Origin of the sequence: Stenotrophomonas sp. PAMC25021, assembly GCF_004795795.1 — a bacterium.
In the GTDB taxonomy this organism is placed as follows: Bacteria; Pseudomonadota; Gammaproteobacteria; order Xanthomonadales; family Xanthomonadaceae; genus Stenotrophomonas; species Stenotrophomonas muris.
The window spans coordinates 1,489,871-1,501,889 of the sequence record NZ_CP039255.1 but is presented as its reverse complement, the minus strand read 5'-3'; the positions used below and the strand labels follow the sequence as shown (position 1 = coordinate 1,501,889).

The 12,019-nt window shown below is 69.4% G+C and carries 12 protein-coding genes and 1 riboswitch; of the genes, 4 read left to right on the top strand and 8 right to left on the bottom strand.

Annotated elements, in window-relative coordinates; translation table 11 throughout:
* Window positions 1–105 precede the first annotated feature (105 nt).
* Window positions 106–329: riboswitch (cobalamin riboswitch) on the bottom strand.
* Between the two features lie 142 nt (window positions 330–471).
* Window positions 472–1,050, top strand: a complete 579-nt coding sequence (locus E5790_RS07130; RefSeq protein WP_049408270.1) for a histidine phosphatase family protein — start codon at window positions 472–474, stop codon at window positions 1,048–1,050.
* Window positions 1,051–1,141: 91 nt separating this feature from the next.
* On the opposite strand, the gene E5790_RS07125 is transcribed toward E5790_RS07130, so the two are convergent.
* Together E5790_RS07125 and E5790_RS07120 are read right to left on the bottom strand one after the other, a co-directional pair.
* Window positions 1,142–1,504 carry a TfoX/Sxy family protein gene (locus E5790_RS07125; protein ID WP_014645820.1) on the bottom strand — a complete coding sequence of 121 codons (363 nt, stop codon included), beginning with the start codon at window positions 1,502–1,504 and terminating at the stop codon, window positions 1,142–1,144.
* Window positions 1,501–1,983, bottom strand: coding sequence for a GAF domain-containing protein (locus E5790_RS07120; protein ID WP_014645821.1), 483 nt, complete (start codon window positions 1,981–1,983; stop codon window positions 1,501–1,503). The genes E5790_RS07125 and E5790_RS07120 overlap by 4 nt, the downstream gene beginning before the upstream one ends.
* Window positions 1,984–2,051: 68 nt before the next feature.
* On the opposite strand from E5790_RS07120, the gene bioD reads away from it, so the two are divergent.
* A complete protein-coding gene (gene bioD, locus E5790_RS07115) occupies window positions 2,052–2,735 on the top strand; it encodes a dethiobiotin synthase (protein ID WP_111205890.1) in 684 nt (227 codons plus the stop codon).
* A gap of 75 nt (window positions 2,736–2,810) precedes the next feature.
* On the opposite strand, the gene E5790_RS07110 is transcribed toward bioD, so the two are convergent.
* The 4 genes from E5790_RS07110 to msrB all read right to left on the bottom strand — a co-directional run bounded on the left by E5790_RS07110 (window position 2,811) and on the right by msrB (window position 7,594).
* Complete coding sequence (locus E5790_RS07110) at window positions 2,811–4,259, bottom strand: PLP-dependent aminotransferase family protein (protein WP_014645822.1); 1,449 nt, start codon at window positions 4,257–4,259, stop codon at window positions 2,811–2,813.
* A gap of 241 nt (window positions 4,260–4,500) precedes the next feature.
* Complete coding sequence (msrA, locus tag E5790_RS07105) at window positions 4,501–5,238, bottom strand: peptide-methionine (S)-S-oxide reductase MsrA (protein WP_111205401.1); 738 nt, start codon at window positions 5,236–5,238, stop codon at window positions 4,501–4,503.
* A 14-nt stretch (window positions 5,239–5,252) separates the two neighbouring features.
* Window positions 5,253–7,019 carry a cytochrome c biogenesis protein CcdA gene (locus E5790_RS07100; protein ID WP_111205399.1) on the bottom strand — a complete coding sequence of 589 codons (1,767 nt, stop codon included), beginning with the start codon at window positions 7,017–7,019 and terminating at the stop codon, window positions 5,253–5,255.
* Between the two features lie 2 nt (window positions 7,020–7,021).
* Window positions 7,022–7,594 carry a peptide-methionine (R)-S-oxide reductase MsrB gene (msrB, locus tag E5790_RS07095; protein ID WP_032959218.1) on the bottom strand — a complete coding sequence of 191 codons (573 nt, stop codon included), beginning with the start codon at window positions 7,592–7,594 and terminating at the stop codon, window positions 7,022–7,024.
* A gap of 144 nt (window positions 7,595–7,738) precedes the next feature.
* On the opposite strand from msrB, the gene E5790_RS07090 reads away from it, so the two are divergent.
* Window positions 7,739–8,458 (top strand): response regulator transcription factor, encoded by a 720-nt coding sequence (locus E5790_RS07090; RefSeq protein WP_014645826.1) that lies wholly within the window; start codon window positions 7,739–7,741, stop codon window positions 8,456–8,458.
* Entirely contained in the window at window positions 8,455–9,924 is a 1,470-nt protein-coding gene (locus E5790_RS07085; protein WP_032959213.1) for a HAMP domain-containing sensor histidine kinase, read from the top strand. Before E5790_RS07090 ends, E5790_RS07085 begins: the two co-directional genes overlap by 4 nt.
* Here the strand turns inward: E5790_RS07085 and E5790_RS07080 are convergent.
* The gene (locus tag E5790_RS07080) at window positions 9,921–11,267 is read right to left on the bottom strand and encodes an ATP-binding protein (RefSeq protein ID WP_032959211.1); all 1,347 of its coding nucleotides are present in this window, start codon (window positions 11,265–11,267) and stop codon (window positions 9,921–9,923) included. The genes E5790_RS07085 and E5790_RS07080 overlap by 4 nt on opposite strands.
* The gene (locus tag E5790_RS07075) at window positions 11,264–11,953 is read right to left on the bottom strand and encodes a winged helix-turn-helix domain-containing protein (RefSeq protein ID WP_014645829.1); all 690 of its coding nucleotides are present in this window, start codon (window positions 11,951–11,953) and stop codon (window positions 11,264–11,266) included. Before E5790_RS07075 ends, E5790_RS07080 begins: the two co-directional genes overlap by 4 nt.
* Between the last annotated feature and the right edge of the window lie 66 nt (window positions 11,954–12,019).

The following is a 12,019-nucleotide window of genomic DNA, read 5'->3' as shown; positions in this document are numbered from 1 at the left end:
CAGGTGCCACGCACGCCCGCGTGGCGAAGGGGAGGAGCCGCGAAGGCAGGCATGCGCCGACGCCGCAGCGCAGGCTGCGGTCATCCAGCGCCATGCCCACCGCACCGCGACCTGAGGCTTCCGGGCCGGTCTCCGGGCTTGCCGCCGGGTGGCGCGAGGCCACCGTCCAGGCGCCTTCCCATGCCTGCGGCACAGTGGCGTTGTTGCCTGGAACTGACGTGCTTACCGTTGCGGGGGCAGCGCCGGCCTGGCGTGGATTCACGCGTCACCGGCTTCCCGTTTCAACCTGCCGGCCGTGGCCGCAGGTCACCTGGAAGTGCGCGCAGTCTACGGCATCGCAGGCGGCCCGTAGCGTCGAGCGTACCCGACTGCCTTTGCTGTGCCCTTAGAATGGTCCCTCGATCCCGTGGTGCCGTTGCCGATGTCCGCCCGTTTTCCGCTGTTCCCGCGTTGCCTGTACAGGACGCACGCATGATCCTCGACCTGGTCCGCCATGCCGGCAACGGTCGCGATGAGTTCCTCGATGGCCGCAGCGATCCACCGCAGCTGGCCCGCCTGCCGCAGGAACTGGTCGACGCCTACGCTGCGCAGCCCTGGGAACGGGTGATCAGTTCGCCGCGGCTGCGCTCGCTGCACACGGCGATGGCCCTGGCCACCCCGCGCGGGCTGGACGTGGAAGCGGAGGAGGAATGGGAAGAGCTGGATTTCGGCGATTGGGACGGGCAGTCGCTGTTCGACCTGCCGGAGGATGCACTGGCGGCCTTCCATGCCGATCCGCATGCATTCCCACCGCCCAACGGTGAAAGCTGGGGCCACTTCGAGCGGCGTATCGCGCGCGCGCTGGATCGACTGCTCGATGATGACGACCCGGTGCCAACGCTGGTGGTCAGCCATGGCGGCCCGCTGCGCATGGTGCTGTCGCAGGTCTGCGGCCTGCCGATGTCGCTGTGCTGGGCACTGCGCATCGACCACGGCACGCGCCTGCGGGTACGGCTGGAACGTGGCGAAGCCGGGCTGGCAGGCGAGCTGCTGGAACTGCAGCAGCCGTAACCCATCGGTAGTGCCGGCCGCTGGCCGGCAGTCTCAGGAATGTTGAAAAGACCACGCAGTTGCCGGCCAGCGGCCGGCACTACCGGTGCGGTCAATCCTCGTCCGCATCCTCGGTCACGCTGTCTTCCGCGTCATCGTCGGCATCGAAGCGCTGCTCATGCACCGGACCCGACGCCGGGCCGGCCGCCTTCAGCGGATGCGCGGCGATGCGTGCTTCGTAATCCTGCACCAGCGCCTCACGCTGCGGCTCGCTCAGTTCCTGCCAGTGGCAGTCCAGCAGCGCGCCTTCCAGCGAGTACAGCAGGTTCAGGCTGGGCTTGAAGCCGGCGCGCTTGACCTTGACGAAGGCGCCGACTGCGCCGGTCGCAACCAGGTCCTCGCGGCTGCGCAGGCCGACCTGGCGCAGCCACGCTGCACTCTTGGGGCCGATGTTGCGCAGCTTCGGTGCGCTCATCCCAGCGCCTCGACGAACACGCGGGCGATGGCTTCCAGGCCGGCCTGGTCATCGGCATCGAAGCGGCCGATCTTCGGGCTGTCGATGTCGAACACGCCGATCAGTTCATCGCCGCGCAGCAGCGGCACCACCAGTTCCGAACGCGAGGCCGAATCGCAGGCGATATGGCCGGGGAAGGCATCGACGTCGTCCACGCGCTGGGTCACGCGCTGGCTGGCGGCGGCACCGCACACGCCCTTGTCCAGCGGGATGCGCACGCAGGCCGGCAGGCCCTGGAACGGGCCGACCACCAGCTCCGTGCCGTCGTACAGGTAGAAACCCACCCAGTTCAGGTCGGGCAGGGCGTGGTAGACCAGTGCGGAGAGGTTGGCCGCGTTGGCGATGCGGTCGGACTCGGCGTAGACCAGGCCACGGGCCTGTTCCAGCAGCTGGGCGTATTGTTCCGGCTTGCTGCCGGTAAGCGAGGCATTGGCGAACATGCCCGCAGTCTAGCAAGCGCGCCGGGCCGGCGATAATGCACGCTCTGTTGCCCTGTTGGAGCCCATCGATGCCGTTGCCCGCTACGCTGCCGCCCGCCCTGTTCATTACCGGCACCGATACGGAGATCGGCAAGACCGCGGCCAGCACCGCGCTGCTGCATGCGCTGCGCCGGCGCGGCCTGCGCGCGGTGGGCATGAAACCGGTGGCCAGCGGCAGCGAAGACCTGGGGCAGGGCCTGCGCAACGCAGACGCGCTGGCGCTGCAGGCGGCCAGCTGGCCGGTGCCGGACTATGCCGATCTGAACCCGTATGCGCTGCGGCAGCCGCTGGCACCGGAGCTGGCCGCTGCCGAGGACGGCGTGCAGGTGGAACTGGCGCCGATCGTGGCTGCGTTCGCGCGACTGCGCGCGCAGGCCGACATCGTGGTGGTGGAAGGCGTCGGTGGGTGGCTGGCGCCGGTCTCGGCCACGCTGGACCAGCTGGACCTGGTGCGAGCACTGCAGTTGCCGGTGCTGCTGGTGGTGGGCATGCGGCTGGGCTGCGTCAACCATGCGCGGCTGACTGCGCAGTCGCTGCAGGCCAGCGGCGTGCAGTGCCTGGGCTGGATCGGCAACCACATCGACCCGGCGATGCAGCGCCAGGATGAGAACATCGCCACGTTGCAGCAGCGCCTGCCGATGCCGTGCTGGGGACGGCTGCCGCATCTGCCGGGTGCGGATGGCGAAGCGCTGAGTGCGCACCTGCTCGAGTGATCCTAGGTAGTGCCGGCCGCTGGCCGGCAACCGCATCCACCCGGTGATCCCGATGTTGCCGGCCAGCGGCCGGCACTACCGTGCTGCGGCCGCCAGCTCCCGCGCGATCGCGCCCAGTCGTTCCACCGCGCCAATGAAGCGCGCATCCAGGGTCTGGCAGCACGACAGCCGCAGGCAGTGGCGGTATCGCGCGCCACGTGAATAGACCTGGCCGGGCATGAACACGATGTCCTCCTGCAGCGCTCGCTCGAACAGCTCGCGCGTATCCACGCCCGGCAGTTCCAGCCACAGCAGGAATCCGCCCTGCGGTTCGGTGGCGCGGGTGCCGGCCGGGAAGTGCTCGGCCACCAGCTGGCGCAGCCGTCCCACCTGTTCGCGGTACAGCCGGCGCATGCGATGCAGGTGGTGCTCGTAGCTGCCCGCTTCCAGATACGCCGCGACCGCGTCACCGAGCAGCTGCGGCTCGCCGCCGGTGGACTGGAATTTCAGCAGCGCGATGCGCTCGGCGAAGCGGCCGCCATCCAGCCAGCCGATGCGGTAATCCGGCGCCAGTGTCTTGGAGAAACCTCCGACCACCATCACCCAGCCGTCGCGATCGAAGGCCTTCAGCAGGGGCGCCGGCGGTTCGCAGAACTGCAGCTCGGCGTACACCGCGTCCTCGATCAGCGGCAGCTGCCGTGCGTTGACCAGCTCGGCCAGGCGCTGCTTGGCGGCGGTCGGCATGGTGCAGCCGAGCGGGTTGTGCACGGTCGGCATCACCACCAGTGCGGCCAGCGGTGTGTGCTGCAGCAGCGCGTCCAGCGCATCCACATCCAGTCCGTGCTGCGGATGGGTGGGCAGCTCGATGGCCTGCAGGCCGAGGTTGGCCAGCAACGGATACAGGTTGAAGTAGGACGGTGCCTCGATGCCGACCGCATCACCGGGCTGGGTGACCGCGCGCAGCGCCAGCTGCAGGCCCTCCATCGCACCATGGGTCAGCAGCAGGCGTTCGCTGTGGGTGTGCAGCCCCATGCGCGGGCCACGCCGCACGATCTGCGCCAGCAGCCGTGGCGAGCCGTTGGGGCGCGCGTAGGTCTCCACCGTCTGCTGGCCGTGGCGCAGCACCTGTGCGGTATGCCGGGCCAGCTGCGCGCCCGGATAGAACTGGCGCCCGCGCGGACCGGCAAAGGCCAGGTCGATCACACCGGGGCGGCGCTGTGCTTCCAGCACGCGGGCCATCAGCACCTGCTGCAGTGGTGCGGTGGGTGCGGACGGGGTATCACGCAGCGAACGCTCTGGCACCGACAAGCGCGGCGCCACCTCGAAGCCGGCTTTGGGCCGCGGAATGACCAGGCCGGCGTCCTCCAGCTGGCGATAGGCGGCAATCACCGTGTTCAGGCTGAGCCTGCGCTGCAGGGCCATCTGCCGCAGCGAAGGCAGGCGGCTGCCAACCGGAAGGCGTCCGCCGTGGATGGCCTCGGCCAGCTCGTCGGACAGCCGTTGGTAGCGGGGTGGGATCATCGCGCTCTGGTCATCTGTATCCATCGAATTTCCCACCATCTGGTGCTGTACCCATGATGATGGCGAGCCTAGCATGTCGTTGTCGGCCGGGCCTGATCGGGGCACGGCCGATACTTCCCAAACGCACGGCTGGATGGCCGTGCGTCTTTTCTGTGTGTAGAGCCGAGCCCATGCTCGGCTGCACTTCCGCCAACAGCAGCCGAGCGTGGGCTCGGCTCTACAGAGAGCACCGCCGAGCGTCGGTCAGCCCAAGGGGGAATGCCGGCTACCGCATCGGCACCAGCACCGCCTCGCGCCGGTACAGCGCCGGGAACTGCCTGCCCAGCGCGGCCAGCTTCGGTGCGTCGTAGTAGCGGATGTAGGCCGCCTGCGGGTAGTTGGTCATGTAGTTCTGGTGGTAGCTCTCGGCCGGGTAGAAGCGCTGGCCGCTGACCAGCTGGGTGACGATCGGCGCGCGGTAGCTGCCGGCCTGGCCGAGCTGGGCGATGTAGGCGCGGCTGGCAGCCTGCTGGCGTGCGTCGTCACTGAAGATCGCCGAGCGGTATTGGCTGCCGTGGTCCGGCCCCTGCCGATTGAGCTGGGTCGGGTCGTGCACCACCGAGAAGAACACCTGCATCAGCTGCCCGTAGCTGACCTGGCGCGGGTCGTAGTCGATCTTCACTGCTTCGGCATGCCCGGTCTGGCCACCGCTGACGCGCTCATAACGCGCATTGGCCGCACTGCCACCGATGTAGCCGGACACGGCATTGCTCACGCCCTTGACGTGCTGGAACACGCCCTGCACGCCCCAGAAGCAACCACCGGCGAACACCACGCTGGCGTGGGGGGCGTCATCGCGGAACGCCGCATCGCCGGTGGGGGCCGGCAGTGCCTGGATCTGCGCGCTGGCTTCGATCGGCGCCGCAATCGCGCCGTGGTCAACCAGCAGCACACCGGCAATCAAGGCCGTGGCCACCAGGCCGGCCACACCGGCGGCGATGCCCTGTTCAAAGGAGAGTTTCATCATGTCCTCCCGGTTCAACCGAAGGTGAAGGCATAGGCCTGCACGCCCGCATCGAGGAACTCGATCTCGAAGCGATGCGGGCCGACTGCGCCGCGCTGGCGGATCAGCTGGTACAGGCGGTGCTCGTCGACCACGCCACTGCCATCGGCACCAACATCACTGCCGGCATCGGTGGCGGGCAGCGCTTTGCCGTCCAGCCAGACGCGGAAGCGCACCGGCCTGCCGTCCTCGCTCGGTGCCAGCACCAGGTGCAGGTCGCGCGCATGGAACTGGAAGGCGATGCGGCCGCCGGCCTGCTGCAGCTGTGCGGCCTCATCGGTGACGGTCCAGCGCCCGGACAGCCCCCACTGGTTCAACGCCAGGGTGGCCGGCAGCGTGTAGTCGAACGCGGCGTCGCTGTGCTGCCCGCCGGGCGAGGCGAACTGCTCGGCGCGGGCGTGGCCCAGGTAGGTTTCCGGCGAACGCAGGTTGCCCATGTCGGCCTGCACGGCCACGCCCTTCAGGCCGGCGGCAGCGGGATCGGCCGGTGGCGGCAGATTGGTCTGCCCGGCTTCGGTCAGCAGGCGACGGATCATCTGTTCCGAGCGCGCATAGTTGCCCTCGCCGAACTGGTGGCCGCGGATGTTGCCCTGCGCGTCGACGAAGTACTGCGCCGGCCAGTAGCGGTTGTTGAAGGCGCGCCAGATCGTGTACTGGTTGTCGAGCGCCACCGGGTACTCGACCTTCAGCTGCTGCACCGCTTTCATCACGTTGCGTGGGTCACGCTCGAAGGCGAATTCCGGCGTGTGCACGCCGACCACCACCAGGCCGTGGTCGCGGTAGCGTCGCTCCCATTCGTGCACGAACGGCATCGCGCGCAGGCAGTTGATGCAGGAATAGGTCCAGAAATCGACCAGAACCACCTTGCCGCGCAGCTGCTGTGCACTCAGCGGCGGGCTGTTGAGCCAGCCAGTGGCACCGTCCAGCGCGGGCAGCGTGCCCTCCACCGGCAGCGCTGCATCGGCACCGGCATTGGCGCCGGCCATCATCATCGGCGGTGCCGCCGGCTGCGCGCCGGGCACTGCATCCAGCAGGCGTTGCTCGATACGCGCGGTGCTGACCGTGGACAAGCGGGTCAGCAGGCCGGTATCCCAGCCGAGGCCGATCGCCACGACGGCCAGCAGCGCGGCCACACCCAGCACCTTGCGAAGTACATCGCCGAGGCCGAGCCGCGCCTGCATCGCGCGGAACACCCGGCCGCCGATCCACACCGCCAGCGCCAATGCGGTGATCGCACCCAGTGCGTAGGCCAGCAGCAGCGCAGTGGTACCGACGCTGGCGCCATGCAGGGCGGCGCCGGTCAGCACCAGGCCGAGGATCGGCCCGGCACACGGTGCCCACAGCAGGCCAGTGGCGATGCCGATCAGCAGCGAGGTCCACGCGCCGCCGTGCCCCGCGGCATCCGCCGCATCGGCGCGCGCACTCAGGCGGGCACCCACGCGCTGGAACGGCGCCAGCAGGTGGTCGGCCAGTCGTGGCCAGAGCAGGGCGACCGCGAACAACGCCATCAGCAGCAGGGCGACCCAGCGTCCGACCTGGTTGGCCTGCGCCACCCATTGGCTGCCCACCGCGGCCAGGCTGGCGACCACGGTGAAGGTGAGCGCCATGCCCAGCAGCAGCGGCAGCGTGCTGCGCAGGAACGGGCGATCGGCACGCGCGAACACGAACGGCAGCACCGGCAGGATGCAGGGACTGAGCAGGGTCAGCGCGCCCCCCAGATAGGCAAGCAGCAACAGCAGCATCGTCAGGCTCCGGAAGCAGGGGAAGAACCGACCGGCACCCGCCAGCCGTCGGCAGTGCCATCCGTGGCGCCGGGAGCGAACACCATCGCCGCACCGTTCATGCAGTAGCGCAGCCCGGTGGGGCGTGGCCCATCGTTGAACACATGGCCGAGATGGCCGCCGCAGCGGCGGCAATGCACCTCCACCCGCAGCATCCCGAAGGTGACGTCGCGGTCTTCGCCGATGGCGTTGTGCAGCGGCGCCCAGAAGCTGGGCCAGCCGGTACCGCTCTCGAACTTGGTGGACGAGGAGAACAGCGGCAGTGCGCACCCGGCGCAGGCGAAGGTGCCCTGCCGGTGTTCCTTGTTGAGCGGGCTGCTCCAGGGGCGCTCGGTGGCCTGCTGGCGCAGCACCGCGTACTGCGCCGGCGTCAGTCGCTGGCGCCACTCGGCATCGCTGTGCATGACCTCGAACTGTCGCGACGGGCGCGCTTCGGCGGCGGCCGGGGCGGCGCGGCTGCAGGCCCCCAGGCCGAACAGGCCGGCGGCGGTGGCGACACCGCCCAGGCCCAGCAGATGGCGGCGGGAGAGGGACATGGCGGACTCCGGGAAGGGGCGACGGGGCCATGCTGCGCCCGCCCGGGTCAACGAATCCTCACGCAGGATTCAATTTTTCGTGAGGTATCGGCGGCCGTCCCGCGCCACAATGCAGCCAGCCTCCCCACTGGCCCCGAGCTGCCGATGTCGACCAAACGCGTGCTGATCGTTGAAGACGATGCCCACATCGCCGACCTGCTGCGCATGCACCTGGGCGATGAGGGCTACGACGTCGCCCATGCCGCCAGCGGCGATGCCGGCCTGCGCCTGCTCGAGCAGGACGGCCCGTGGGATGCGCTGGTGCTGGACGTGATGCTGCCCGGCGTGGACGGGCTGCAGGTGTGCCAGCGCGCGCGCGCGATGGCGCGGTATGTCCCGATCATCATCATCAGCGCGCGCGGCAGTGAAACGCAGCGCATCGTCGGCCTGGAACTGGGCGCGGACGATTACCTGGCAAAACCCTTTTCGATGCCGGAACTGGTGGCACGGGTACGTGCGCTGCTGCGCCGCGCCGAGGCGATGGCGCAGAGCGCGCGCATCGATGCCGGCGCGATCGAGCTGGGTGGGCTGCAGCTCGATCCGGTCGCGCGCACCGCTTCGGTGGATGGCAACACGCTGGAACTGACCCCGCGCGAGTTCGACCTGCTGCTGTTCTTCGCCCGTCATCCGGACCAGGTGTTCGCACGCATGGAACTGCTCAACCAGGTCTGGGGCTACCAGCACGATGGCTATGAGCACACGGTCAACACCCACATCAACCGCCTGCGCAGCAAGATCGAACCCGACCCGGCCAACCCACGGCGGTTGCTGACGGTGTGGGGCCGCGGCTACAAGCTGGTCGACCCGGCCGGGGCGGCGGCATGATCAAGCCGAACCTGTGGCAGAAGCTGGCGGTGGTGACCGCCGCGCTGATGCTGATGTGCTGCATGGCGCTGCTGGCACTGCAGATGCGTGCCAACACCCGCCACGAGCAGGAAGTCGTGCAGCGGCTGTCGCTGGGCCTGGCCGAACATATCGCCCAGCGCAGCGAGCTGATGGACACCAGCGGCATGCGCGATGCCGCGGTGCGCGCGCTGTTCGGCCAGCTGATGGCGGTCAACCCCAGCGTCGAGGTCTACCTGCTGGACGACCAGGGCCGCATCCTCGGTCACGATGCACCCAGTGGACATCTGGTGCGCAACCGGGTGGATGTGGCGCCGTTGCGTCGCCTGCTGGCCGGTGCACCGTTGCCGATCCTCGGCGATGACCCGCGCAGCGCCGATGGCCGCAAGGTGTTCAGCGCTGCACCATTGATCGTGCAGGGCCGGCCGGCCGGCTATGTGTACGTGGTGCTGGTCGGCGAGCATCGGCAGATGCTCGCCGACGATCTTGCCGCCGGCAGCCAGTGGAACACCACGCTGTGGTCGGTGGTGCTGGTCGGCAGCCTCGGCCTGTTGGCCGGGCTGGTCGCGTTCTACTGGGTGACGCGTCCGTTGCGGCGGCTGACCCGGCGGATCCAGGCCTTTGACATCGATGCGCCGACGCCGCTGCCGCCGCCGGAGCCGCTGCGCGCTGGTGAGCGCGACGAACTGGTGATCCTGGAACATGCGCACGCGCAGATGGCGCAGCGGCTGGGCGAGCAGTGGCAGCAGCTGCGCCAGCAGGATCTGCAGCGCCGTGAACTGGTCGCCAACATCTCGCACGACCTGCGCACGCCGTTGTCGTCGCTGCACGGCTACCTGGAAACGCTGGCGTTGAAGGACGCCACGCTGTCACCGGATGAGCGCCGCCGCTATCTCGGCATTGCGCTGGCACAGAGCGCCAAGGTCGGCCGGCTGGCGCGCGCGCTGTTCGAACTGGCGCGGCTGGAGCACGGCGAAGTGCGGCTGGAGTGGGAAGTGTTCGCGCTGCCGGAGCTGCTGCAGGACGTGCTGCAGAAGTTCGAACTGGCGGCACAGGCGCGTGGCCAGCAGCTGCACGCGGCGTTTCCGCCCGGCCTGCCGCTGGTCCGTGCGGACCTGGGCCTGGTCGAGCGGGTGCTGACCAACCTGCTCGACAACGCGCTGCGCCATGCACCCGAGGGTGGCCAGATCGAGGTGCGCCTGCGCGCGACCGCCGACAGCGTGGAGGTCTGCGTCGCCGATGATGGCCCCGGGGTAGCCCCGGCGCTGCGTACCCAGCTGTTCCAGGCACCGGCCGCGCTCGGCGCGCGGCGTGGCGACAACGGCGGATTGGGCCTGTTGATCGTGCAGCGCATCGTGCAGTTGCATGGCCGCCGCATCGAACTGCGCGACAGCGAACGGGGCGCGCTGTTCGTGTTTGCCTTGCCGCGCGCGGAAACGGCGGTCTAGCAGGCTGCCTCGGCCTCCACGACACCGCCGGTTTCCAGCGGCAGGTGCAGGCGGATGCAGGCGCCGCCCAGCGCCGAATCGGTCACCTCGACCTGGCCGCCATGCTTGTCGGCCACCACCTGCACCAGCGCCAGCCCGAGGCCGAAGCCGGGGCTGCCCGGGTCCAGCCGCACATAGGGTTGCAGCACCTGGCCGCGCAGTTCCGGTGCGATGCCGGGGCCGTCGTCCTCCACCTGCAGGCACAGCCAGCCGTCATTGACCGTGCTGGCGATGCGGATCTGCCGACGCGCGTAACGCAGCGCATTGCCGAGCAGGTTGCGCAGCGCCAGTTCCAGCATGTGCCGGTTGACGTTGACCAGGCCCACCGGCGACAACGCCTGCTGCACCGGCATCGGCAACGGTGCGAACTGGGCCACCACGCCGCGCACCAGCGCCGCCAGCTGCAGGCGCTGGCGGGTCAGCTGATGGCAGCGGCCCAGTGCGGCGTATTCGACGCCGGCATCGGTGAGGTGCTGCAGCCGATCGACGTCGGTGCGCAGCCCGCCCAGCGCATCGCGCTGCACATCGTCGAGCGCAGTGTCTTCCAGGTCGGCCAGGCCGAAACGCATCCGTGCCAACGGCGTGCGCACCTCGTGCGCGACCGCCTGGGCCAGCACGCGCTGGCTTTCCAGCAGCTGCTGCAGCTGCTCGGCCATGTGGTTGAAGGCGTTGGCCAGCGGCCGCACCAGCGCGGTGCCGGCGCGCGGCGCACGCGTGTCCAGCTGGCCGTCGCGCATGCGGCGGGCCGCCTGGGCCAACTGCGAGACGTCGCGCCACAGCCGGTACACCATCACGTACATCGGCAGTGCCACCGCCACCATCAGGATCAGCAGCAGGATCGCCACACCGGATACTTCGCTGTCCTGCCAGCCTTCGTCCGGCAGCGCCTCGTCCAACGGGCCCAGCATCACGGCGTAGTCGCTGTCGCCGATCCGCTGCAGGCTGCGCATGTGCTCCAGATCGATCTGTACGCGGCCGTTGTTGAACGGCGGGCGCTGGCTGGCCGGCAGCGCCTTCACCGCCTCGGCCAGCGGCACCATGCGCAGCGCGTAGGCGAAATCGGCGTCGAGTTCGCGCGCCAGTGCCGGCCACTGCTCGCGCGGGGTTTCGGCGAAGCGATGCTGCAGCAGCGCGTGCGTGCCGCGCATCTCGGCCTGCAGGCCGGCTTCGGTGCGGTCTTCCAGCAGGGCGTCCCAGGCCCACAGGCCCAGCACGATCAACAACAGGTGGGCGACCAGGAAACCGATGCCGTAGCGCAGGAAATGGAAGGCGTGGCCGCGCATCGCCGACGGTGTGCGTTTCATCCCCATGCCGAGCGGCTGAACAGGTAGCCGCGGCCACGGACGGTCTTGATCCGTTCCGGCTGCTCCGGGTTGTCGCCCAGCTTGCGGCGCAGGCGCGAGATGCGGGCATCGATTGAGCGGTCCAGGCCATCGAAGGCGATGCCACGCAGGCCGCGCAGCAGCGCGTCGCGGTCCAGGATCTGGCCGGCATTGCTGGCCAGCAGGAACAGCAGGTCGAACTCGGCGGTGGTCAGCTCCAGCAGGCTGCCCTGCAGGTGCACGTTGCGGGTGGACGGGTCGATGCTCAGCTCGCCGAAGCGCAGGCTGCCGTCACGCGGTTCGACCCGGCGGTGGCGGCGCAGGTGGGCGCGCAGGCGGGCCAGCAGCACCCGCGGTTCGATGGGTTTGCCGATGTAATCGTCGGCCCCCAGTTCCAGGCCCAGCACCTGGTCGATGTTGTCGGTACGGGCGGTCAGCACGCAGATGATGCCGTCATAGTGGGGCCGGATCTGCCGACACACTTCGAAACCATCCTGGTCGGGCAGGCCCACATCGAGCAGCACCAGGGCCGGCTTCTCCGCCAGGATCCGGGCCACGGCGCGCTCGCCGCTGCGCTCGTGGGCCACCTGGTAGCCATGCCGTTGCAGGTAGTCGCTGACCATCGTTCCCAGGCGGGCATCGTCTTCGACCAGTACGATATCCAGCATTTCCAAGGCCTCCGTGGGCGCAAACGTACCGCCACGGCACGAGCGCGGCGATGCTATCCCAGCCTT

What these genes read in the sequence shown, in the direction of transcription:
- E5790_RS07130 (WP_049408270.1), top strand. Translation starts at nt 472, where the DNA reads ATGATCCTCGACCTGGTCCGCCATGCCGGCAACGGTCGCGATGAGTTC.
- E5790_RS07125 (WP_014645820.1), bottom strand. Translation starts at nt 1,504, where the DNA reads ATGAGCGCACCGAAGCTGCGCAACATCGGCCCCAAGAGTGCAGCGTGG.
- E5790_RS07120 (WP_014645821.1), bottom strand. Translation starts at nt 1,983, where the DNA reads ATGTTCGCCAATGCCTCGCTTACCGGCAGCAAGCCGGAACAATACGCC.
- bioD (WP_111205890.1), top strand. Translation starts at nt 2,052, where the DNA reads ATGCCGTTGCCCGCTACGCTGCCGCCCGCCCTGTTCATTACCGGCACC.
- E5790_RS07110 (WP_014645822.1), bottom strand. Translation starts at nt 4,259, where the DNA reads ATGGATACAGATGACCAGAGCGCGATGATCCCACCCCGCTACCAACGG.
- msrA (WP_111205401.1), bottom strand. Translation starts at nt 5,238, where the DNA reads ATGAAACTCTCCTTTGAACAGGGCATCGCCGCCGGTGTGGCCGGCCTG.
- E5790_RS07100 (WP_111205399.1), bottom strand. Translation starts at nt 7,019, where the DNA reads ATGCTGCTGTTGCTGCTTGCCTATCTGGGGGGCGCGCTGACCCTGCTC.
- msrB (WP_032959218.1), bottom strand. Translation starts at nt 7,594, where the DNA reads ATGTCCCTCTCCCGCCGCCATCTGCTGGGCCTGGGCGGTGTCGCCACC.
- E5790_RS07090 (WP_014645826.1), top strand. Translation starts at nt 7,739, where the DNA reads ATGTCGACCAAACGCGTGCTGATCGTTGAAGACGATGCCCACATCGCC.
- E5790_RS07085 (WP_032959213.1), top strand. Translation starts at nt 8,455, where the DNA reads ATGATCAAGCCGAACCTGTGGCAGAAGCTGGCGGTGGTGACCGCCGCG.
- E5790_RS07080 (WP_032959211.1), bottom strand. Translation starts at nt 11,267, where the DNA reads ATGAAACGCACACCGTCGGCGATGCGCGGCCACGCCTTCCATTTCCTG.
- E5790_RS07075 (WP_014645829.1), bottom strand. Translation starts at nt 11,953, where the DNA reads ATGCTGGATATCGTACTGGTCGAAGACGATGCCCGCCTGGGAACGATG.